At 61.0% G+C, this 20,607-nt stretch carries 24 protein-coding genes; 13 read left to right on the forward strand and 11 right to left on the reverse strand.

Translation table 11 applies throughout. From position 1 onward, the window contains the following. Positions 1–4 precede the first annotated feature (4 nt). Positions 5–934: a hypothetical protein gene (locus AC1D06_RS07500; protein WP_477985769.1), complete on the reverse strand. Its 930-nt coding sequence runs from the start codon at positions 932–934 to the stop codon at positions 5–7. A 354-nt stretch (positions 935–1,288) separates the two neighbouring features. Between AC1D06_RS07500 and AC1D06_RS07505 the strand changes: the two genes are divergently transcribed. The 5 genes from AC1D06_RS07505 (at position 1,289) to lepB (AC1D06_RS07525) (ending at position 4,502) form a co-directional block, all read left to right on the forward strand. Then, positions 1,289–1,420, forward strand: a complete 132-nt coding sequence (locus AC1D06_RS07505) for a hypothetical protein (RefSeq protein WP_477985770.1) — start codon at positions 1,289–1,291, stop codon at positions 1,418–1,420. 27 nt (positions 1,421–1,447) lie between these two features. Then, a complete protein-coding gene (locus tag AC1D06_RS07510) occupies positions 1,448–1,705 on the forward strand; it encodes a hypothetical protein (protein WP_477985771.1) in 258 nt (85 codons plus the stop codon). Positions 1,706–1,923: 218 nt separating this feature from the next. Then, positions 1,924–2,706, forward strand: coding sequence for a phytanoyl-CoA dioxygenase family protein (locus AC1D06_RS07515; protein WP_477985772.1), 783 nt, complete (start codon positions 1,924–1,926; stop codon positions 2,704–2,706). Between the two features lie 173 nt (positions 2,707–2,879). Further along, the gene (gene lepB / locus AC1D06_RS07520) at positions 2,880–3,770 is read left to right on the forward strand and encodes a signal peptidase I (protein ID WP_477878303.1); all 891 of its coding nucleotides are present in this window, start codon (positions 2,880–2,882) and stop codon (positions 3,768–3,770) included. A gap of 78 nt (positions 3,771–3,848) precedes the next feature. After that, positions 3,849–4,502, forward strand: coding sequence for a signal peptidase I (gene lepB, locus AC1D06_RS07525; RefSeq protein ID WP_477985773.1), 654 nt, complete (start codon positions 3,849–3,851; stop codon positions 4,500–4,502). 2 nt (positions 4,503–4,504) lie between these two features. Here the strand turns inward: lepB (AC1D06_RS07525) and AC1D06_RS07530 are convergent, their stop codons facing one another. Continuing rightward, positions 4,505–5,308, reverse strand: a complete 804-nt coding sequence (locus AC1D06_RS07530) for a DUF72 domain-containing protein (RefSeq protein WP_477878305.1) — start codon at positions 5,306–5,308, stop codon at positions 4,505–4,507. A gap of 113 nt (positions 5,309–5,421) precedes the next feature. Between AC1D06_RS07530 and AC1D06_RS07535 the strand changes: the two genes are divergently transcribed. Both AC1D06_RS07535 and AC1D06_RS07540 read left to right on the forward strand, forming a co-directional pair. Further along, on the forward strand, positions 5,422–6,015 hold the full coding sequence (locus AC1D06_RS07535) for a hypothetical protein (protein ID WP_477881892.1): 594 nt from the start codon (positions 5,422–5,424) through the stop codon (positions 6,013–6,015). Positions 6,016–6,361: 346 nt separating this feature from the next. Beyond that, complete coding sequence (locus AC1D06_RS07540) at positions 6,362–8,029, forward strand: AMP-binding protein (RefSeq protein ID WP_477985774.1); 1,668 nt, start codon at positions 6,362–6,364, stop codon at positions 8,027–8,029. Between the two features lie 9 nt (positions 8,030–8,038). On the opposite strand, the gene AC1D06_RS07545 is transcribed toward AC1D06_RS07540, so the two are convergent. From AC1D06_RS07545 to AC1D06_RS07555, 3 genes are all read right to left on the reverse strand, one after another. Continuing rightward, positions 8,039–8,401 (reverse strand): response regulator, encoded by a 363-nt coding sequence (locus tag AC1D06_RS07545; protein WP_477881888.1) that lies wholly within the window; start codon positions 8,399–8,401, stop codon positions 8,039–8,041. Between the two features lie 111 nt (positions 8,402–8,512). After that, the gene (hpt, locus tag AC1D06_RS07550; protein WP_477985775.1) at positions 8,513–9,055 is read right to left on the reverse strand and encodes a hypoxanthine phosphoribosyltransferase; all 543 of its coding nucleotides are present in this window, start codon (positions 9,053–9,055) and stop codon (positions 8,513–8,515) included. A gap of 46 nt (positions 9,056–9,101) precedes the next feature. Further along, complete coding sequence (locus tag AC1D06_RS07555) at positions 9,102–9,755, reverse strand: hypothetical protein (protein ID WP_477985776.1); 654 nt, start codon at positions 9,753–9,755, stop codon at positions 9,102–9,104. Positions 9,756–9,892: 137 nt separating this feature from the next. Between AC1D06_RS07555 and ftsE the strand changes: the two genes are divergently transcribed. From ftsE to AC1D06_RS07575, 4 genes are all read left to right on the forward strand, one after another. Continuing rightward, entirely contained in the window at positions 9,893–10,552 is a 660-nt protein-coding gene (ftsE, locus tag AC1D06_RS07560; RefSeq protein ID WP_477985777.1) for a cell division ATP-binding protein FtsE, read from the forward strand. Next, entirely contained in the window at positions 10,545–11,546 is a 1,002-nt protein-coding gene (locus AC1D06_RS07565) for a cell division protein FtsX (RefSeq protein ID WP_477881881.1), read from the forward strand. Before ftsE ends, AC1D06_RS07565 begins: the two co-directional genes overlap by 8 nt. 62 nt (positions 11,547–11,608) lie before the next feature. Next, entirely contained in the window at positions 11,609–12,268 is a 660-nt protein-coding gene (locus AC1D06_RS07570; RefSeq protein ID WP_477985778.1) for a YdcF family protein, read from the forward strand. Between the two features lie 255 nt (positions 12,269–12,523). Further along, entirely contained in the window at positions 12,524–13,501 is a 978-nt protein-coding gene (locus AC1D06_RS07575) for a zinc-binding dehydrogenase (RefSeq protein ID WP_477985779.1), read from the forward strand. A gap of 66 nt (positions 13,502–13,567) precedes the next feature. On the opposite strand, the gene AC1D06_RS07580 is transcribed toward AC1D06_RS07575, so the two are convergent. From AC1D06_RS07580 to AC1D06_RS07595, 4 genes are read right to left on the reverse strand one after another with little or no spacing between them, the layout of a single operon-like run. Beyond that, positions 13,568–14,035, reverse strand: coding sequence for a DUF1801 domain-containing protein (locus AC1D06_RS07580; RefSeq protein ID WP_477985780.1), 468 nt, complete (start codon positions 14,033–14,035; stop codon positions 13,568–13,570). 10 nt (positions 14,036–14,045) lie between these two features. Further along, positions 14,046–14,261, reverse strand: coding sequence for a hypothetical protein (locus AC1D06_RS07585; protein WP_477881875.1), 216 nt, complete (start codon positions 14,259–14,261; stop codon positions 14,046–14,048). Between the two features lie 39 nt (positions 14,262–14,300). Further along, positions 14,301–14,732 carry an SRPBCC family protein gene (locus AC1D06_RS07590; protein ID WP_477881874.1) on the reverse strand — a complete coding sequence of 144 codons (432 nt, stop codon included), beginning with the start codon at positions 14,730–14,732 and terminating at the stop codon, positions 14,301–14,303. Next, positions 14,729–15,052, reverse strand: a complete 324-nt coding sequence (locus tag AC1D06_RS07595) for an ArsR/SmtB family transcription factor (protein ID WP_477985781.1) — start codon at positions 15,050–15,052, stop codon at positions 14,729–14,731. The genes AC1D06_RS07590 and AC1D06_RS07595 overlap by 4 nt, the downstream gene beginning before the upstream one ends. A gap of 201 nt (positions 15,053–15,253) precedes the next feature. Between AC1D06_RS07595 and AC1D06_RS07600 the strand changes: the two genes are divergently transcribed. After that, the gene (locus tag AC1D06_RS07600; protein WP_477985782.1) at positions 15,254–16,048 is read left to right on the forward strand and encodes a lysophospholipid acyltransferase family protein; all 795 of its coding nucleotides are present in this window, start codon (positions 15,254–15,256) and stop codon (positions 16,046–16,048) included. Here the strand turns inward: AC1D06_RS07600 and AC1D06_RS07605 are convergent. Next, on the reverse strand, positions 16,033–16,578 hold the full coding sequence (locus AC1D06_RS07605; RefSeq protein WP_477985853.1) for a gamma-glutamylcyclotransferase: 546 nt from the start codon (positions 16,576–16,578) through the stop codon (positions 16,033–16,035). The genes AC1D06_RS07600 and AC1D06_RS07605 overlap by 16 nt on opposite strands. A gap of 43 nt (positions 16,579–16,621) precedes the next feature. Between AC1D06_RS07605 and AC1D06_RS07610 the strand changes: the two genes are divergently transcribed. Next, entirely contained in the window at positions 16,622–17,635 is a 1,014-nt protein-coding gene (locus AC1D06_RS07610) for a DUF2125 domain-containing protein (protein WP_477985783.1), read from the forward strand. A 419-nt stretch (positions 17,636–18,054) separates the two neighbouring features. Here AC1D06_RS07610 and AC1D06_RS07615 read toward each other — a convergent pair whose 3' ends face one another. Continuing rightward, positions 18,055–20,598, reverse strand: a complete 2,544-nt coding sequence (locus AC1D06_RS07615) for a TIGR02302 family protein (RefSeq protein WP_477985784.1) — start codon at positions 20,596–20,598, stop codon at positions 18,055–18,057. Positions 20,599–20,607: the final 9 nt, after the last annotated feature.

Raw genomic sequence — 20,607 nt, forward strand, 5'->3', positions numbered from 1 at the left:
GCGATCAGACTGTATGGAAATCCCCGGCAGTCAGGGCCAGGTTCGGATCGAGATGGGCGATCTCGACCGCCGCACCGTGGCCCGAGCCATCGGCGTCGTAGAAGAGGTCGCCGGTGCCGGCATTGTAGATGATATGCTGGTTGGCGGTCGTGGCGGCAGCACCGATCTTGAATTCGGAGGCTGCAAGCGTGCCAACGTCGAGCTGCTTGTAGGCGTGATGGGTGAATTCGAACGAGTCGGCGCTGACATCGAAGCCCATGACCTGGTCGACATTATCAGCGGCCGCAGCGGTCGAAAACCGAAACGTGTCGGCGCCGCCGCCGCCGATCAAAGTGTCAAAGCCGGCGCCGCCGGAAAGGCGATCGACGGTGGCGCCACCGCGCAGCGTGTCATCACCACCCAGGCCATCGAGGCGCAAATGGTCGGCGAGGACAAATACCGGTGCATTGGCGACCGCCTGGACCGCGGCATACATGGTATCATTGCCGGCTGTACCCTCCCAGTTGACGACATTGCCTTGCGCAAATGTCGCGCTCATCGACTGGATGGCCTGCCCGAGTTCGAAGGAGAGCGTTGCGACCTTTCCGTCGCTGATGCTGAATTCGATGCTCGAGGCGTGCGACAATCCACCGAAGATCGAACCGTCGTAAGGCGATAGCGCGGCAATGTTGGCGGCAGTATCGCTGATGACGACATCGACATCCTGGTCCTTCGCCAGCATGTCGTTCATCGCGTAATCCTTGTAGATCCCGAACATGGTGTGAACGTAGGAATAGACCGAGTTCACCGCATCGAAATCCGCCACCGTGTCGGTGATCGCGGTTTCGAACCGCCCATGCACGAATGAATTCGATTGATGCGCCCAAACATAGCCCTGGGCAGTGTATTCCTCGAAAAGCGGCGTGCTGATGATGGAGTTATGAATGCCTGGCATGACGTATTCCTTTCGTTGAACGGGAATCGGATCGTCTGGGAGGGGCGAGTAGAGGATTCCCTCTTGGCAAATGCTGACTAAAACTTATCGGAATGGGCCGCTCGACGCTGTTCCGTTCGGAACAACGGTGGATTTGCCACGTAATATTCGTTTGATTTACGAAACTGGTGAGGTGCCGTTGTTTTTTCCGCGACCCTCGGGAATGGCAAAGCTCCTGGAATCTCGCAGCGCCACGGGCTTTCAACTTACGCTGTCTCGGCAGAGCTCCGGCTCTCAGGAAGTTTCATCGAACCGTCTTCAAGTGCGAACGGGCGGCCCGACGGAACTTTTCACCCGGCGAATCATTGCAAAGACATGAAAAGCACAGGACAGAACGCCCGTCGTGGCATGATGACCTTCGTGGCCACGATCTTCTCCATCGCCTGCATGATAGCAGTGATGTATTTTGTCGTCTTCCATCCAGGCACGCCCGTGCTGCCCGGCTGAGGCATGAGGAGTCCCGATATGGGCATCATGGAAAGAATCAAACGCGCCTTTGGCGGCGACACGCCGGAAGTCGTCCGGGACGAGGCCGATACGCCGGAGGCGAGCTATCTGGGGACACAACTGTCGACGACGGGCGTGATCCCGGACGTCTCGACATCGGCGACGGACCCAGCCATGCATGACGTTGCTGCCAATGGCGTGCAACCGATTTCCAAGCCGGCCGAGATCGAACGGGGACAGAACCCGGAAGCCCGCCGCGACAACGAGATCGTGCGAAAACCCTGATGGGATAACGCCCACCTCGATCCCGGACACGAGGCCGAGCGGCTGTGCGACGACGCGTCCCATAGCCGTGCGGGCGTAAGAACCAATCTCCAACGCCAAACAGACCCCGCAAGGCACACCAGCTTGCGGCGGATCGACAAACGGTCCGGACCTGTGACACCCGCCAGCGAAAAGCAAGGATGTCGACATGCAGGCAACCGACCTCGTCCCCCCCCCAAATGATCGAGGACTGTCAGTGCGACGGCGCGGTGCTGGTCAAAGGCCTGTTTGCGTCCTGGGTGGAAGAACTGCGGGCCGGCATCAAGCGCAACATGGACGAGCCGGGCCCTTCTGCCTCCGAGAACCTGAAACCCGGCGAAAGCGGCCGCTTCTTCGACGACTATTGCAACTGGGAGCGCATTGCGGAATTTTCCGATGTCATCCGCCAGCCGCTTGTGGCGGATGTCGCCGCGGCGCTGATGCAATCCGAGACGGTGCAGATGTTCCACGACCATGTTCTGGTGAAGGAGGCGCAGACTTCCAAGCCGACGCCATGGCACCAGGATGGGCCCTATTATTTCGTCGAAGGACGCCAGACGGTCAGCTTCTGGTCGCCGCTCGATCCGGTGAAAGAGGCCAGCCTGCGCTGCGTCGCCGGCTCGCATCTCTGGGAAAAGCAGGTGCTGCCGACCCGCTGGCTGTCGGAGCAGAATTTCTATCCCGACCCGAGCGCCTATATGCCGGTGCCGAACCCGGATGCGGAGGGAATGAAAACCCTCGAATGGGACATGCAGCCGGGCGACGCCGTGGCCTTCAACTTCCTCACCCTGCACGGCGCCCGCGGCAACGACAGCGGCATCCGCCGCCGCGCCTTCTCGCTGCGCCTTGTCGGCGACGACGCCCGCTATGTCGAACGGCCGGGCCGCACTTCGCCATCCTATCCGGGGCATAACATGCAGCCGGGACAGCGGCTCAGGGAGGATTGGTTTCCCTATCTCAGGGGACGCGCGACGGCTGTCTGATTTTTCGGATTGCGACGAACGCACTGCTTGATTTGACGTAGGGAACAAGCAAGGATGGCGTCAGGTCCAAGTCTGTATATCAGTGATTTAAAATGAGCATATTAACCCCATTTCGCAATCGTCATCCGCTTGTCGCAGTCCTTGTCAGTTATTGCCTCGGCGTCCCGGCTGGCATGGCCTATATCGGGCGCGGGCGGCTCAGCATTGTCTATTTCATTCTGACTGTTCTGATCTGTCCCTTTGCGGGCATCCTGTTCGTCGGTGAAACCCGCCCGGGCATCTATGCTGCCATAGCCGGAATCGTGCTGCTGTTTCTCTTGGTCGGCCTTGTTCACACATTCATCTTGGCGCGCCGGATCCCGCCAGGAATGCAATACAAGTGGTATTCCAGATGGTATGGAGTCATCCCGATCTTCCTTCTTGTACCGTTCACAATTGCATTCGGTATGCGGTCATTCATCCTGCAGCCGTTCACCATCCCATCGGGGGCGAACATTCCCACTATTGTGATCGGCGATTATCTGTTGGCGTCAAAAATGGCCTATGGCTACAGCGAGTTTTCGATCCACTTCATGCGGGGCCTCGCTAGTTTTTCCCTGCTCAGAATCCCGCCCGCCCGCGGCGACATGGTCATATTCGGCCGGCCCAGCGACCCAAGCATAAACCAGATCATGCGAGTGATCGGCCTGCCCGGCGACCGAGTGCAAATGAAGGACGGAATTCTCTATCTGAACAACTTGGCGGTGAAACGCGAACCAGCCGGTACCTACACCAATACCGGCAATGATAACGGCGTCTCATATTCCGAGGTCCCAGTCTTCCGCGAAACCCTCCCCGGCGGGAGGACCTATCTGACGCTGGATCTGAGCGACGACGCCGAAGGCGACAATACTCAGATCTTCACGGTTCCGCCTGGTCACTATTTCGTGCTCGGCGACAACCGGGACAACAGCAACGATAGCCGATTCAGTATGGGCTTTGTTCCCGAGCACTATATCTATGCCAAGGCGCTCTCTGTTTATGACGGCACGAAGCCCGGTTTTCCGTTTCGAACAATCCAGTGACGTGCGTCTCTACTTTCACCCGCTCGACTGGCTCCCTCGCCGCAGGTTTGCGTGGCGCCAAATCAAGATGGAATTCTCATGGACCCGTTGACTTTACCGGCGCTCGGCCTGGCCCTTTTGATGCGCATCTTCATCTTTGAACCGTTTACGATTCCGGCGGGCTCAATGGTGCCGACCTTCGACATAGGCGACTATGTGATCGGCACGAAATTCAGCTACGGCTACGACCAGTTCTCGATCCCCTCGCCGATAAAGGCTGATCTGCCGGAGTTCCAGCTTATGAAAGGCGTGCCGAAGCGGGGGGATGTCGTCTTCTTCGCCTATCCTCCCAATCCATCTATCAGCTATGTCAAGCGTGTCATTGGCCTGGCCGGTGACCATGTGCAAATGATCGATGGCATGACCTACCTTAACGGCAAGCCGTTGCCTCGCCACCTCGTCGCGCACTATCACGGCCGGACGCCCGGCTATGATGGGGATGCGATCTATCGGGAAACGCTCCCCGATGGAACGAGCTACGATGTCATGGAAATCACCGACAATGGCGATGGCGACAACACGCAGGAATTCATGGTGCCGCCGGGACATTGCTTTGTCCTCGGCGACAACCGCGACAACAGCGCCGACAGCCGCTTTCAGGTTGGCTACGTGCCTTACGCCAATATCTTCGCTAAAGCACTCGTCAAGGTCGACTATTACGGCCCGAAACTGAAGGCGCACTCCATCCGCTGAGCCTACTTCACCCGCTCGATCAGCTCCATCGCCGCATGCGGGTTGCGCTCCTTGAAGCCGCTGATCACATAGAGGAACACGTCCCTCGCCTCGGCCTTCGGCTGATCCTTCGATGCGGCCTTGAGGTCATCCGGCACCTTGCCCGCAGCCCATTCCTTCGCCCTTTCGGCCCAGCGGTCGAGCACCTTCGGCGCATAGCCCTTGGCGTGGTCCTCGGTCGTACCCATGATCCGGGCATAGACGAAGGGGGCTGTAATATCGGCGATCTCAGGGAATTCCGAATCGCCAGCGGTGATGATCGCCACCTTGTATTCCCTGAGCAGCGCGATGAAATCCGGCGCGCCGAAGCTCTCATGCCGGACTTCGACGGCGTGCTGGATCTTGCGGCCATCCACCTCCTGCGGCAGCAGTTTCAGGAATTTCTCGAAATCGTCCGGATCGAATTTCTTCGTGCCCATGAACTGCCAGTTGATCGGCCCGAGCTTTTCCTTGAGCAGCAGAATGCCGCTGTCGAAGAATTTTTCGATCGAACCGCCGGCCTCGGCCAGCACCCTCTTATTGGTGGCGAAACGCGGCGCCTTGAGCGAAAAGACAAACCCTTCGGGGGTCTCGTCATACCATTTGGCAAAACTGTCGCCCTTGATCGAGCCGTAGTAAGTGCCGTTGACCTCGATCGAGGTCAGCTTGCTTGCGGCATATTCCAGCTCGCGCTTCTGCGACAGTTTTTCAGGATAGAACGTGCCTCGCCAAGGCTCGAAGGTCCAACCGCCGATGCCGATCCGGATCGTTCCCGCGTCCTTGCTCATCTCGTCCTCCGCTTTTGTGACTTTGTTCTAGTCGCGGAAGCGCATGCCGTCCAGCAACCCGAAAATATTTGCTCCCGCCGATCCGTCCTATCAGAGACAATACAGAGGGCACGATGATCCGTTCTATGCTGATTGCAGCGCTGTTTCTGGCAGCATCCACACTTCACGGCCAGGCCGAGGAGAAATTCTTCGGGTTCACGGTCAAGGGCGAACCGGTGAACCCCGTCTGCCTCGAACATATTCACCCCTGGCTCAGCGACACGGACATCATCATCAAGTCGATCATTCTCGACTATTGCCAGGACAGCAACTGGGCCTTCCCCTTCAACCCGATCAAGGTCGACGGCGATCTGGTCTCGACCGTGATCAAGGGCGTGGAAGATTCCGAGATCCAGTCGAGCACGTTCAGCTATCGGGTCGTCGGCAAGACGGACAACGGCATGTTCATCCTCGAACTGCCCGCCAATAACGAAATGGCCGCCTACACGATCACCGAACAGACAATCAAAAGCGATCTTTTCGAACCGGACCCCACAAAGGTGAAAATCCTGACGCAGGTCTCTCTTTCGTCTGTCTTCTGTGTGGAGAAGGCCTGGGTGAAGGGCAACACGGTGTTCGTGCAGAAGCATGTCCGCGATGAGAATGCCCTGCGTTCAGGAATGTGCACGCCGAAGATGGAGACGGTGTCTTACGATGTTGCGCCGTGATGGGTGCACGCGCATCAACAACGGTTCATCCAACAGTCCCTCTGTATGGGACAGGACCCTTCGAGGCCCCATTCCGCTTCGCGTCATGGGGCGCCTCAGGGTGAGGGAGTATGGGGCGCTCGCAGTGCCACAAGCACACGCGCAGCAAGGGGAGATTGGGGCACCACACCGCCACACTCTCGACCTCACCCTGAGGCACTTTTTCGGCGCAGCCGGAAAAGCCTCGAAGGGTCCGTACCAATCGCTGACATCAACCCTCCAGCCTCGCAACAACCGAGCCAGCTAAACTATTCCCCGCACCGCGAAAAAATGCTATTGCATTGCGGAAAGTGCGAGGTTTCTCGGAATGTTTCTGCCGAAATGCGATAGTTATGACGCGCTGATTGCCGATTTCCACTGGGAAATTCCCAAGAAATTCAATATAGGCCGAGCCGTTGCCGACGATTGGGCGGAGCGAGAGCCGGATCGTCTGGCGTTGCAGCATTTCAGCCCGGACGGTACCCATCGCGACCTGACCTATGGCCAGCTGCGCGACCGGTCCAATCAGCTTGCCAATGGCCTCGTCTCGCTCGGCGTCAAGCCTGGCGAGCGCGTGGCGATCCTGCTGCCGCAGAGTTTCGAGACGGTCATCGCCCATGTCGCCATTTATAAGCTCGGCGGCATCGCGCTGCCGCTGGCGCTGCTCTTCGGCGCCGATGCCCTGGAATACCGTCTCAGGGATTCCGGTGCCGCAGCCGTGATCACCAATGACTTCGGCTATGCCAAGCTCGACCCGATCCGCAAGCAATTGACCGGCCTGCGCCAGATCATCCTCACGGGGGGCGCCAGTCATGCCGATACATTGTCGTTCGACGCGCTCAGCGATGCCCATCCGCCGCTCTTTTCGGTCGCCGACAGTTCCAAGGACGACCCGGCGCTGATGATCTATACGTCGGGCACGACGGGACCGCCCAAGGGCGCGCTGCATGCGCATCGCGTGCTTGCCGGCCATGTGCCGGGCGTGCAGATGGCGCAGGAATTCATGCCGCAGCCGGATGACAAGTTCTGGACGCCGTCCGACTGGGCCTGGGCGGGCGGCCTACTGAACTGCCTGCTGCCCGGCCTGATGCTGGGCGTTCCGGCCGTCTGCTCGCCGGCGCAGAAATTCGATCCAGACCTTGCCTATCGCATCATGGCCGAAATGGGCGTCACCAATGCCTTCATCCCGCCGACCGCGCTCCGGCTGATGACGGCCATCGACCGGCCGCTGGAGAAATATGCGCTGAAACTGCGCGCCATCGGCTCCGCCGGCGAATCGCTCGGCCGCGAGACCTATGAATGGGCGAAACGCACGCTCGGCATCACCGTCAATGAATTCTACGGCCAGACCGAGTGCAATATCGTCCTCGGCTCGATGGCCTCGCTCGGCGTCACCCGCGCCGGCGCCATCGGCCGCATCACCGCTGGCCATACCGTGGCGATCATTGACGACAAGGGCCGCGAACTGCCGCGCGGCACGGCCGGCCAGATCGCCGTCAAGCGCCCAGACCCGGTGATGTTCCTGGAATACTGGAACAATCCGGAGGCGACGGCGAAGAAATTCATCGGCGACTGGATGCTGACCGGCGACCAGGGCGTCATGGATCGCGACGGCTATGTCGAGTTCTTCGGCCGGGACGACGACGTCATCACCTCGTCCGGCTACCGCATCGGTCCGTCCGAGATCGAGGATTGCCTGCTGTCGCATCCCGCCGTGCAGCTCGCTGCCGCCATCGGCAAGCCCGACCCGCTGCGGACGGAGATCGTCAAGGCCTATGTCGTGCTCAGACCCGGCGTCGCGCCGTCGGCGAAGCTGGCCGACGAAATCGCAGATTGGGTCAAGCAGCGCCTCTCCATGCATGAATATCCGCGTGAGGTGGAATTCATCGACGCCCTGCCGCTGACCACCACCGGCAAGGTCATTCGCCGGCTGCTCAGGGAAAAGGCGATTGCGGATGCGGCAAGTGCTGCGCCGAGGCGGGCGGCGCAGCGATAGACTGTCTCGTTATGCGGCCTTCAGCGCTCTCGCGACCGCCGTGCGGATGTCCGGCAACGTGAATGGCTTGCTGACCACGTCGACGATCTTTTCCATCAGATCGTCGGCGCGCTCGCGCTGCTCGGCATAGCCGGTCATCAGCAGGATTTTCAGGTGGGGATTGCTGGCCGAAGCCTTGTGCGCCAGTTCGATGCCATCCATGACGGGCATGCGGATATCGGAAAGAAGCAGGTCGAAATTGCCGCCCTGAAGCGCTTCGAGGCCTTCAGCGCCGTCGGCACATTCCACCGTGTCATGGCCATCCATTCTGAGTGCGCGCGCCACAAAACTGCGGAGCGAGTCCTCGTCTTCCGTGATGAGAATGCGTGCCATTTTATTAACCCCGTTTTAACGTCTGGGTCGAGTGAACACCATCGGCTCTTTGGGAATGGTAAACGGCCGCGTTAACGGAGGCCGTAAATGGCTTTATGCTTGCCCAATCCTTTACGCGTCGCCGGTGACCACGCCGACGAAAGGCAGCTCGCGGAAGGCATAGGCAACGTCCATTCCGTAGCCGACGACGAAGTGGTCCGGGCACTCGAAGCCGACATAATCAGCATTCAGATCGGTCTGGCGCTTGCCGGTCTTGTCGAGCAGGACGGCGATCGAAACATGGCGCGCACCGCGCTCGAACATCAGATCCTTGGCAAAGGAAAGCGTCCTGCCGGATTCGAGGATATCGTCGATCAGCAGGATGTCGCGATCCTTCACTTCGCTGTCGATGTCCTTGACGATTCTTACGCCCTTCGACGTCGTACCGATGCCGTAGCTCGAAAGGGTGATGAATTCCACTTCCGGCGCGAGCCCAGCATGATGCAGTGCGCGGATCAGGTCGGCGGCGAAGATGAACGAGCCCTTGAGAATAGAAATGACCAGCAGGTCCTTGACCGGACCATGAGCGATTTCGGCAGCAAGCTCCTTGTTGCGCTTGTCGATCGCCTCGGCGGTGAACAGCGGCTCTATGGTCTTGCCGCGAATGACATGCATGAGGGAACTCCGATCCGTTAAAAAACGGTGCCCTAACACAGGATACTTAAAGACGCTCGGGAATTATCGCGAGATCGCTGGATTTTCCACCGGCGAGCCGGAAGCGGCTGCCGAAGGGAATGGTGACGCCGGGGCCGATCCGGTCGACCGGCAGCACGATGGTGCCGATGATGTCGCCATGACCGCCAGCGACGATGGCAAGCCGCGGCGCATCGATGATCCTGCCGGACGTGTTGCGGACAGCACCGGTGACCATCGCCACCTTCATGCCATTGGCATCGACCGTATCGATCGAGGTGCTGACGAGCGAGAAAGGGGCTTCGGAGGCATCGGCGGAAGAGGCGCCAAGCGCCGAAAATCCGCCGCAGAGCCAGAATACAGCCAGAACAGCCGAGGTCAGCAGTGTCACGAAAGCCTGGGGCGAAAGCCCGGCCAGCCGCTTCTCGACAACAGCCGCAAGCCGGCCGCCCATTTGGGCCAGGATCGGCAACAGGCTGGTCTCGCGAACCGGCTGTCTTGGCGGCGGATTGTCGTTGACGCGTGCCTGCGGCCGGGAACGAATAGCGACGACTTCGAAGACCGCATCTTCGATCTGGGTCGCGCGGACCGGGCTTGTCGGCCGGCGCCGCTGGGCGGGGTCGGGCAGCAGAAAATCCTGCGGTTCGATCGTCCGGGTCGCGGTTCTCTTATGGGTCTGCATTGGCGCACTTCCCCGCCGCATGCGGAAGGCTATCCGGTACGGCCATTGATGTTGGTCTTTACCGAAAGTAAACTGATATGGTTAATGCTTCGCAAATCAGCGCAATTTCCAGGAATCCCTGAAGGCAGGACAAAACATTGATTCATTTCGAAAATGTTGGCCTGCGTTACGGCATGGGGCCGGAAATTCTGCGTGACCTGACCTTCGACATCCCGAAAAAATCCTTCCAGTTCCTCACCGGCCCGTCTGGCGCCGGCAAGACCAGCATGCTCAGGCTGCTGTTCATGTCGCTCAAGCCGACGCGCGGCCTGATCAAGGTCTTCGGCCGCGAAATTTCCACCATTCCGCAATCCGAATTGCCGATGCTCCGGCGCCGGATCGGCATCGTCTTCCAGGATTTCAGGCTGCTCGATCACCTCACGACCTATGAGAATGTCGCCCTGCCGCTCAGGGTACGCGGCAAGGATGAGTCGACCTATCGCAGCGATGTGCTGGAGCTTCTGAAATGGGTCGGCCTCGGCGACCGCATCAACGTGTTGCCGCCGGTGCTCTCGGGCGGTGAGAAACAGCGCGCGGCGATTGCTCGCGCGCTGATCGACCAGCCGGAACTGCTGCTCGCCGACGAGCCGACGGGCAATGTCGATCCGCATATGGCCCGCCGCATCCTGAAGCTTTTTGGCGAGCTCAACCGGTTCGGCACGGCCGTGGTCATCGCCACCCACGACCTGGCGCTGATGGACCAGGTCGAAGCCCGCCGCATGATCCTCACCTCGGGACGGCTCGACCTCCATGACTGACACGAGCCCTGCCGCTCCCAAGGAAAAGACCGCGCCGCGCCGCGAAATGGCGCTTCGCCGCACCGCCTCGATCGTGCCGCAGCAGAGCGTGCAGGGCCGCGCTTTGCTCGCGGTGGTCATCATCATGTCATTCCTGGCCTGCCTGACGATCGGCGCGGTCAGCATGATCCGCACCACGGCAGCGTCGTGGCAGAGCCAGATCTCGCGCGAAATCACCATCCAGGTGAAGCCCGACGACAAGATCGACATGGAAAAGACGCTGATCGATGCCCGTGCGCTCGCACTCAACTTCGTCGGCACCAAGACCGGCACGATCATGGACAAGGAGGCGACCGCGCGTCTGCTCGAACCATGGCTGGGCGCCGGCCTCGACATCGACGAACTGCCGGTGCCGCGGCTGGTGATCATCACCATCGACGACCAGAATCCGCCCGATTTCAACGCCATGCGCGCCGAGCTCAAGAAGCGCATCCCGCAGGCCTATCTCGACGACCACCGCACCTGGGTAGACCGGCTGGTATCGATGGCGCGCACCACGGTGATCATCGGCTCGGCCGTGCTGGGGCTGGTCTTCTTCGCCATGGTGCTGACGGTGATCTTTGCCACGCGCGGCGCGCTCGCCGGCAATCGGCACATTGTCGAAGTGCTGCATTTCGTCGGCGCGGAATCGTCCTTCGTGGCGCAGGAATTCCAAAAACATTTCCTGATGATCTCGCTCAAGGGATCGCTGACGGGAGCTTTGCTGGCCGCGCTGTGCTTCGGCGCCGCCGGCTGGTGGCAGACGCGCAGCCTCGCCACGCCGGAAAGCGACCAGGCCGCCGCGCTGTTCGGCTCGTTCAGCATCGACTGGACCGGCTATGCCGGCATCTTTCTGACCATGCTGGTGATCGCGGCATTGACGACGTTGACGGCACGGTTCACCGTGATGCGTACGATTGACGAGATCGACCATATCCGGTCCGATCCGGGGCGGCTCGACCAATATCAGGGATAATGCTGTAAGGGCGGAACGCCCCTTTCCAGCCCAAAAGTTTTGGTAGCATGTTTGGGATGTTGATGAACGAGGCAGATGTCGGCGAACGGATGACGACGGGGCGGAATTTCAGCCGCAGCCGCATCGTCCGGGTTGTGCGCTATTTCCTGCGCATCATCGGTTTCGCCATTCTTGCCGCAATCGTCGCCTTTGCCGGCGGGTTCCTCATCTTCTTTGCGCAAGTCGCCTCGATCCGGCCGCCAGTTGCTCCGAAGGCCGATGCCATCGTCGTGCTGACCGGTGGCTACCAGCGCATCGATCTCGCCGTGCAGTTGCTCCAAAGCCATGCTGGCCAGCGGCTGCTGATTTCCGGCGTGAACCCGGCAACCACGGCAAAACATATTCGGGTCCTGACGCGCAGCTCGGCGGGTCTGTTCGAATGCTGCGTCGACATTGGCCGCGACGCGCTCGACACAGCCGGCAATGCGACGGAGACGGCGCATTGGATCAAGGGTCATCACTACAAGACCGTGATCCTGGTCACCAACAATTATCACATGCCGCGCAGCCTCGCCGAAATCCGCCGCGCCGACAGCACGTCGGAATTTATCCCCTACCCGGTTGAGCGCGAACTGTCGCTCTCCGACATCAGCGACAATCCGATGCTGATCAAGACGCTGGCATCGGAATATGTGAAATATCTGCTGGTCGAAAGCCGCGGCTGGACGGGGGTCAGCATATAACGGGGATCGCAGGCACCCCTGCCCTCCTGAGCTTTTGTCGAAGGGCGGGCATCTCCCCCTCAAGGGGAAAGATTGGCCAGAGACTGGCTCCCGGCCTCAAATTAGCGTCGAGTGCTGGGAATACAACAGAAGATTGGGGCGAGGCAGCGCTCCATCCAATCTCCCCTTGAGGGGCATATGCGACACGCTCTAGACCGGCGAGACGTTCGGGTGTAGCACCCGCGCTCATTTACAGTCGATCCCCAAGGAGTCACCATGCGTAGCGCCATCCATAAAAGTTTTGGCACGCCGTCCGAAGTCCTGACCCTCGCCGAAAGCGCCGTGCCGCAGCCCGGCCCCGGCGAGGTCCGAATCCGGATGACGCTCGCAGCGATCCACAATCACGATCTCCTGACCGTCGCCGGCACCTACGGCTACAAGCCGGACCTGCCGGCCATCGGCGGCAGCGAGGCGACTGGGACGGTCGACGCGCTGGGCGACGGCGTCCAGGGACTCAAGTCGGGACAGCGCGTCGCCGTCAGCGGCGTGCGCGGCGCCTGGGCTGAATATTTTTGCGCGCCTGCCGCTTCCGCCGTTCCCTTGCCCGATGCAATATCCGACGAAACGGCCGCACAACTGCTCGCCATGCCGCTGAGTGCCCTGGTGCTAATCGAATTCCTCGGCGCGAAGCCCGGCCAATGGGTGATCCAGAACGCCGCCACCGGCGCGGTCGCCAAGGTGCTGTCGATGATTGCGAAGACGCGCGGCATCCATGTGGTGAACCTCGTCCGCCGCGAGGAAAGTGTCTCGGAACTCCATGACCTTGGCATCGGCAATGTCGTCTCGACCGCCGCAGCCGGCTGGCAGGACGAGGTGGGCAAAATCGTCGGCACGTCGTCCATCAGCTTTGCGATCGACGGCGTCGGCGGCAAGGCTGCGGGCGAACTCATGGCGCTTGCGGGCGAAGGTGCGACACTCGTCTCCTTCGGCGGTATGTCCGGCCAGCCGCTGGAAATCTCCGCCGGCGATCTCATCTTCAAGCAGGCCGTGGTCAAGGGTTTTTGGCTCGCCAAGATCATCAAGACCACGCCGCGCGAAGAGATCGGCCGCTGGATCGGCGAACTCGTGCGGCTGGTGGCCGAAGGCAAGGTGACGCTACAGGTCGGCGGCATCTTCGACCTTGCCGATATTGCCAAGGCGGCCGAGGCGGGTGCGGCATCGGGGCGTGCGGGGAAGATTTTGGTGCGGGGGTGAGTTTTGTCGCGGCTTGTTCAGCCATGCCGCCGAACGAAACTGCTCAAGTTTTAGCGACGCCTCTACTCAAAGCCTCTCTCCAGGCAACCGGCTCGCCTGCTCAATCCACGCCGTCAGCAGCACGTCGTCGATCGCATCGCCCTCACGGATATTGAGATAGCGCACCTCCTTCTGCCTGGACGTGCCCGGCGGCACGGGATCGAGCGACGTGCCGCGGAAAAAGGCGACCTTCACGTATTTCGTCAGGCAGTGAAATCCGAGGAACCAGCCCTGGCCTTCGAGGCCATAGAAGGGCGTGTTCCACTTGATCGCTTTCCTCACATCGGGAACGGCCCGCTCGATCAGTGCGTCGAGGCGCAAGCCGATATCGTGCTTCCAGCCCGGCATCGCCGCGATATAGGCCTGCACCGGCCCATCACCCTCGCCCCTGGCGATCTCAGGATTGCCACCGGAAAGCAATTTCGGCTGTGCACCGGCTTGTTTGGCCGATACCGTTTTCACCTTCCTTGCCTTGCCAGGCGTCTCGCCGGACATCGCTGCCTCCTCAGGCGCTCCTGCTGCGCCATTTGGCCGTATAGGGCAGCGCGAACATATATAGGCCGCTGAACAAGAGCAGGAAAAGCGGCGGAAGCGGGGAATAGACGATCCAGGCCGGCGGCTGGCCGACCAAAGCCATGGCGACGAAATTGGCGATCACCGTCAGCGTGAAGATGATCGACAGCCAGCGATGCAGTTGCCGGATAGAGGCATTCCAGTTCATTGATCTCTCCTTCAGGAATAATAATGGCGCCGCCGAATGTCAGTCCGCGCGGCCCGCCACCTGCTCCAGTTTTTCCAGGAATTGCTGCCATCCGGCCTTGGCGCCGCCATAGGCCTGCTTCTGGCCCGGGCGGAAGCCCGCCTGTTCCATGCGCAGATGCGTGCCGGTGCTGGTTGGCGTCAGCGTCAACGTCACCACGCTTTTGAGGTCATAGGCCGCATCCTCATGTTCGTAGTTCCAGGTATAGGCGAGCTTCCGGTTCGGCTCGACKGTCAGCACCTCGCAATCGAGCACGCCGCCCCATTCGCCACGAAGATTGAAGCGATGGCCGACCATGGGCTGGAAATCGTTCTTCATCAGCCATTCCTCGATCAGATGCGGTTGGGTCAGCGCCCGCCAGATTTTCTCCGGCGGATGCGGGATGTCGCGCTCGACGACGGCGGTGAGCACTTCAGGCGGTACTGCGTTCATTGATCCATCCTTTTCAAAAGGTCTTCGAGGTCGTCGAAACGGCCTTCCCAGAAGCCAGTCATCTGCTTGGTCCAATCGAGGAGCGGGGCGAGCGCTGCCCGCTCGGCGCTGTAATGCGTTTGCCGGCCTTCGTGGCGGTCGCGCACCAGCCCGGCCTGTTTCAGCACGCCGAGATGTTTGGAGACGGCGGGTTGCGACACGCCCGCCCGTGCCGTCAGCGCCGCGACCGTCTGCTCGCCTTCGCGACACAGGCGCTCGAAAATCGTCCGCCGCGTGGGATCGGCGAGCGTCTTGAACAGCATGTCCTGGATATTTTCCATCTCTAATTCATAACCCGTTGGCTATGGGTTAATCCATAACCGACGAGCTATGAATTCGTCAAGCGGAAATGTCGCCGCCCGATTGCCATCGGCAAGCCTGCCTCCGGCCGACTGCAGAAGACGAGAGTTCCGTCTTTCGCTTGCTGTCTTCATCGGTTAAGGAAGGCGCTGTCGCTTGCGCCGCTTTCGGAATCCTGCCGCATGGTCTATTTGCGTTCCGCCCTCTTCCAGGTCACCTTCTACCTGGCCTTCATCGTGCAGATGATCATCTTCACGCCGTTCTATTTCCTCCTGCCGCGCAAGATCGCCTATCACATCGCCAAGTTCTGGTGCCGCGGCAATCTGTTCATGGCCGACAAGATCGCCGGCATCAGCTACGAGATCCAAGGGCTCGAAAACCTGCCCAAGGGCGGCTGCATCATCTCGGCAAAACATCAGTCCTTCTGGGACACGTTCGCAATCGTGCCGACCTTCGACGATCCCGTCTTCATCCTCAAGCGCGAGCTGATCTGGATTCCACTCTTCGGCTGGTACCTGGCCAAGCAGCGGATGATCGCCATCGACCGTTCCGCCAAGGCGCGCGCCATCCCGAAGATGATCGAACAAGCCAACGAGGCGATGGCGGAGAGCCGCCAGTTGATCATCTATCCCGAAGGCACGCGCAAAGTGCCTGGCGACAAGCCGGACTACAAATACGGCATCGCCAAGCTCTACACCGACCTCAATGTCCCGGTCGTGCCCGTCATTCAGCATGCCGGTCTGTTCTGGCCGCGCAAGAGCTTCCTGCGCCGCGCCGGCCATATCGTCATCCGCATCCTGCCGCCCATCCAGCCCGGCATGAACGCGCGCGAATTCTTCCTGCACCTGGCCGATTATACCGAGCGCGAAAGCGACAGGCTGCTGGTCGAAACGGTCGCCGCCAATCCGCAGGTGCCGCTGACGGAGATCACGAAGAAACGGCTTGCTGAATTGAAGGGGCCTCAGCCGAGCGCCTGATAGAGGCGCAGTTTCTCGCCGACCTCTTCCATCCAGGCATCACGGATGCCGAGCGAACGCAGATGCTCGACCGTGTTGAGCACATAGTCGATGTTGCGTCCTGATTTGCCGACCGCATTGGCGGCGATACGCGCCGCGTCGTCGGTGGTCAGGGCCGGCGCATATTGCTGGTGGTCGCGGTCGACGATGTAGGTGATCGCCGTTGCCCGCCGGCCATCGGCGATGCGGATCGGCAGGAACCGTTCGAGATAGACGTTCGTTACCAGTTCACGCTCACGCAGATAGGCGACGACCTCAGCGCGATTATCAGGATGCACGCGATAGGCCGCGCCCCTGCAGGCGCCGCCGCGATCGAGCCCCAGGACCAGGCCGGGATCGAGCTCGGTGCCGCGATGCACCCAGGAATGGATGCAGAGCGCGCGGTGATAGCCCCTGAGCACGGCAAGATGCCGCTCCTCGAAGGCAAAGCCCGGGTTCCACATCAGCGAACCGTAGCCAAATACCCAAAATTCGTCCATATCGGCAGGCATTGGCAAGGGCGACATCTGAATCCGGGCAGTCTGGGAGCATTGAATGACAGCAGAGGCGAGCGCCGCATCTTCACCGGCCGGACGAAAAATCCGGCGGCTCGGCATAGCGGTGGTGATCGCCGTCGCCCTTTATTCCGCCGGCTGGTTCTATGTTGCAAKAAAATTCCAGGATTTTCTCGGACAATTCGTCAATCGCGAAAGCCCGGGCAAGGTGAGCTTCACCTGCGCCAACCTCTCCACCGGCGGCGCGCTCTATCTCTTCCGTTTCGGCATCGGCTTCACCTGCGAACAGACCGGTGTCACCGATCCCATCAGCGGCGCCGAAGTCAAGGCCGGCCCGGTCCAGGCCATGGCACGCGTCTACAATCCCGGCTTCGTCAATGTCGAGCTCGCAGGCCCGGCAACCGCGACACTGGAAGACGGGACCACCGTGACGGCCAGCTGGAAGAAGCTCGGCTCATCGCTGCATGCCGGCCTTTCCGGGCTGCAGGAGCTGTCGCTGCAAGGCGATCTGCCTTCGCTGAAGATCGATTCCCCTGCTTTCGTCGGTCCATTCGACCTCAAAGTGAAGGAGGGCGAATTCCACACGCGGCAGAACAACGGCGATCTCGATCTCGCGGTCATCGCCAACGATTTCGAATGGCTGGACAAGGATGGCGCCGCCATCGTGCCGAAACTGTCGACCAGCGCGGATCTGACCGTCTACGGCAAGGCCGCAGCACTGCAGGGCAAGCCGATCCGCAATCCGATGAAGGGCGAGATCCGCGCCTTCAAGATCGCCACGCCGGATGGGCTCTACGGCGAATTGTCGGGGCCGTTCACGGTCGACGAGAAGGGCTATATCAACGGCACCTTCCGCACCAGATTCGAGAAGATCGATCTCTGGGACCAGAAGCTGCGCGCCCTCTTTCCGGACGCGCAGGACACGATCGGCGCCGTCGCGGCCCTGCTCAAGGGGCTTGCCAAGGGCGGCGACACGGTGACGGTCAATCTCAAGGTCGAACGCGGCGACATTTCGCTCAGCTTCATACCGCTCGGCAAACTGCCGCGGATCTGAGGCGTACCTCTCCTTTGATCTCAGCTAGCAGGTTGAGCACGACATCCGGACGCGAAATGGCGTCGCGCCCACGGGGGTGAGCAGCGACAAACGGCGTAGCCCTCAGACACCCGTCTGACACCCGTCCGACACCGGTGTCGGACGGGTGTCGACATACAGAGACGGAGACACAGACTGAGACGGAAAACGAGACGGAAAACAAAACCAAACAAAAACAAAACTTGAAACCCCGCCTTCGATCGAGGCCGCCCCCAGCCGAACCGTTGCCTGGCTCTGGAAAGAAGCAGGCGGACGGATGGGAGTAAGGAAGACAGGAGCCGTGTGGACCGGCGAATGGTCTGCTTTGCCTCTCGCCCAGACGGCAGCAAATTGTCGACGTGTCGCGTTTGATAGTCCAGCGCTGCAGCAACCCATCGGGGTCACTGCAGATCCAGCAGCCTTTCGAGATATTCCTTCTCGATAATGCTCGCCGGCCCGTCGCCAAGCTTGCGGCGGATGGCGTCGAGGATTTCGCGCGCACGCTGCACGTCGATCTGGTCGGGCACCTTGACCTGGTCATCGACATCGGCGCCGAGCTGGCCGGAGCGGCGGCCGAGCGGGTCGTTGCCGTCGGTCTGTTCGTTGCCCGGCATCGGCATCATGCCCTGCTGACCTTGCCGACCGTTCTGGCTCAGCTGCTGCATCAGTTCGCCGGCACCCTTGCGCAATGCTTCGAGCGCACGACCCTGGGCATCGGCGGAGCGCTGGCCATCCGGTTTGCCAAGCGCCTCGTCGGAATTCTTCATTTCCTTGCCGGCATCACCGAAGCCGGGCATTGGTTTCATGCCCAATTCCTTCAGCTTCTTGCCGAGGCCGTCGAGGTCCTTTTCAAGGTCCTTCTGCCGCGCCTGCATATCCTTGAGCGCCTTGCGCAGTTGCTCTGTGGTCATCTTGTCTTCCGGCGACTGCTTGCCGGGATTCTGCTGTTTCTGGTCGCCGGGCTGCTGCTCGGTCAGCGGCTCGTCGTTCAGCCCCTGCTGGTCCTGGTCGCTCTGGTCGCCGCGCTGCATCCGGTCGAGCAGCTCCTGCTGCGTCCGGTGCGTGTCCTCCATCAGCTTTTCCTGCTTTTGCATCAGCTGGCCAAGCTTGTCGATCTGGTCGCGCATCGGATTGTTTTGCTGCTGCTGATTGCTGCGCCGTGCCGTCTGCATGTTGTTGAGCATGCGCTGCATTTCCGACAGCAATTGCTGGGCCTGGTCTCGGGCGCCGGAACGCGCCAGGTTTTCCAGCTGGTTCATCATATTGTCGAAATCCTGGGCACGCATCATCCGCTGCGCCTGCATCGACAGCTGGCTCGGATCGCCATCCTGCATGCGCTTGGCCAGCTCGGCGAGATAATCCTTCATCGCCTGCTTGAGCTCGCTCATCAGCTTTTCGATCTCCTTGTCGGAGGCGCCGCGTTTCAGCGCTTCGGAAAGCTTGTCCTGGGCATTCCTCAACCGCTTCTCTGCCGAGGATAGGTCGCCATCCTCGATATAGCGGGCGACATCCCAAAAATAGGCCGAGGCATCGGTCAGGTCCTGGACGCTCCGCGCCAGCCGCAGCCGATCGCCCACCGATTGCAGAAGCAGGTAGTAACTGACATTCGGGATCGTCTCGTCGGCCCGGAAGCCGGCCGCATCGTTCAGTTCCAGCGCCCGCGGAATCTGGCGGATATCCAGGCTGAACACCTGCCGCTGCTCGGCGATCGAGCCGGCGAGCGGCTCGGCGAAGAAGCGCGCCGGCAGCACGATCTCCTTGGTTTCGCTGCGGCCTTCGAGCCCTGCGGCATCCTTGGCGACAAGCGTGATCCTGACCTTCTTGCCGGAAAGCGGGTTTTCCGTCAGATCGCGGCTCGATGTTCCCTTGAGGTCTTTCGGATTGCCGCCCGGCAGGTCGAGCGGAAAGGCGGGCGGATCGAAAAGCGGCGCCGCTTTTGGATCCTGCTCCACCGGCACGATCTCGGCGCGCGCCTCGGTGACGCCATAGTCATCCTTGGCCTCGAACGCTACGTCCAGGGCACCGTTGACGGCCCGGCCCGGCTCCTTGGAAAAGGCGATTTCGGGGTTATGATCGGGCGTGATGGTGAAGGCATATTCGGTATTGCCCACCGAAACCTTGCCGTCACGGACAAGCTTCAGCTTATAGCTGGCGCTGGTCGCGGGCGTTGCGGTTTCGGCGGCATCGGCCTTCGCCGTCCTGTCGGCCTTTTCCGGCTGCAGCACGACGGCCTTGTCGCTGTCGGGCAAAGTGAAAGTCACCGCATCGCCGACCCCGTCGCCGCTGATCCGCACCGTCAGTTCGGAAAATTGCGGCACGCGGATCAGCTCGTCGGGCGCCCTGACCTGGGAACCCGAAAGATAGATCGGCGCGACACTGGTATAGGCGGGTGGAGTCACCCAGGCATCCACGCGCGTATTCGCCGCGGCCACCTTTGGTCCGGAATAATCGAAGGCATCAGCAACCCGGCCGCCATAGTTCGACCAGGAGAAACTCCAGCCGACAACCAGGAGCAGCACCACGGCGGCGCGGAGCGCATAGGGATCGTGGCGGGCGATATCGGGCGACGGCGGGCCGCTGTCGATCGCCTTGATCCGCTCGGCCATGCGCGCCTGGTGCGCCTTCCACAGGGCTTGCGCATAGGGGTCGTCGCCGGCAGGCATTTCCGTCTGGACGCTGATTGCCTGATGTTGAAGCCCGCTCCGCTCCTCGAGCCGGCGGTCGACCGCCGAACGGGCAGGCCATTGAAAACCGCGGAACCTGTAGAGCGCAGCGACGAAGGCCAGCAGGAACAGGAGAGTAGCAGCGACCTTCAGCAGATCGGGCAAGAAACGCCAGAGCCCGAACCAGCTAACGATCAGAAACAGACCGGCGACACCGAGCACCGGCAGGGCCGCCACCAGCAATCGCTCGGCCGCCATCACCGAGAATGCAACCATACGCATGCCGGCGAT

The organism is Rhizobium sp. P2_G2 (assembly GCF_056403555.1).

Bases quoted from the DNA above. Each gene is read 5' to 3' on its own strand.
- AC1D06_RS07500 (WP_477985769.1), bottom strand. From the start codon at position 934: ATGCCAGGCATTCATAACTCCATCATCAGCACGCCGCTTTTCGAGGAA.
- AC1D06_RS07505 (WP_477985770.1), top strand. From the start codon at position 1,289: ATGAAAAGCACAGGACAGAACGCCCGTCGTGGCATGATGACCTTCGTG.
- AC1D06_RS07510 (WP_477985771.1), top strand. From the start codon at position 1,448: ATGGAAAGAATCAAACGCGCCTTTGGCGGCGACACGCCGGAAGTCGTC.
- AC1D06_RS07515 (WP_477985772.1), top strand. From the start codon at position 1,924: ATGATCGAGGACTGTCAGTGCGACGGCGCGGTGCTGGTCAAAGGCCTG.
- lepB (WP_477878303.1), top strand. From the start codon at position 2,880: ATGGCCTATATCGGGCGCGGGCGGCTCAGCATTGTCTATTTCATTCTG.
- lepB (WP_477985773.1), top strand. From the start codon at position 3,849: ATGGACCCGTTGACTTTACCGGCGCTCGGCCTGGCCCTTTTGATGCGC.
- AC1D06_RS07530 (WP_477878305.1), bottom strand. From the start codon at position 5,308: ATGAGCAAGGACGCGGGAACGATCCGGATCGGCATCGGCGGTTGGACC.
- AC1D06_RS07535 (WP_477881892.1), top strand. From the start codon at position 5,422: ATGATCCGTTCTATGCTGATTGCAGCGCTGTTTCTGGCAGCATCCACA.
- AC1D06_RS07540 (WP_477985774.1), top strand. From the start codon at position 6,362: ATGTTTCTGCCGAAATGCGATAGTTATGACGCGCTGATTGCCGATTTC.
- AC1D06_RS07545 (WP_477881888.1), bottom strand. From the start codon at position 8,401: ATGGCACGCATTCTCATCACGGAAGACGAGGACTCGCTCCGCAGTTTT.
- hpt (WP_477985775.1), bottom strand. From the start codon at position 9,055: ATGCATGTCATTCGCGGCAAGACCATAGAGCCGCTGTTCACCGCCGAG.
- AC1D06_RS07555 (WP_477985776.1), bottom strand. From the start codon at position 9,755: ATGCAGACCCATAAGAGAACCGCGACCCGGACGATCGAACCGCAGGAT.
- AC1D06_RS07565 (WP_477881881.1), top strand. From the start codon at position 10,545: ATGACTGACACGAGCCCTGCCGCTCCCAAGGAAAAGACCGCGCCGCGC.
- AC1D06_RS07570 (WP_477985778.1), top strand. From the start codon at position 11,609: ATGAACGAGGCAGATGTCGGCGAACGGATGACGACGGGGCGGAATTTC.
- AC1D06_RS07575 (WP_477985779.1), top strand. From the start codon at position 12,524: ATGCGTAGCGCCATCCATAAAAGTTTTGGCACGCCGTCCGAAGTCCTG.
- AC1D06_RS07580 (WP_477985780.1), bottom strand. From the start codon at position 14,035: ATGTCCGGCGAGACGCCTGGCAAGGCAAGGAAGGTGAAAACGGTATCG.
- AC1D06_RS07585 (WP_477881875.1), bottom strand. From the start codon at position 14,261: ATGAACTGGAATGCCTCTATCCGGCAACTGCATCGCTGGCTGTCGATC.
- AC1D06_RS07595 (WP_477985781.1), bottom strand. From the start codon at position 15,052: ATGGAAAATATCCAGGACATGCTGTTCAAGACGCTCGCCGATCCCACG.
- AC1D06_RS07600 (WP_477985782.1), top strand. From the start codon at position 15,254: ATGGTCTATTTGCGTTCCGCCCTCTTCCAGGTCACCTTCTACCTGGCC.
- AC1D06_RS07605 (WP_477985853.1), bottom strand. From the start codon at position 16,578: ATGCCTGCCGATATGGACGAATTTTGGGTATTTGGCTACGGTTCGCTG.
- AC1D06_RS07615 (WP_477985784.1), bottom strand. From the start codon at position 20,598: ATGCGTATGGTTGCATTCTCGGTGATGGCGGCCGAGCGATTGCTGGTG.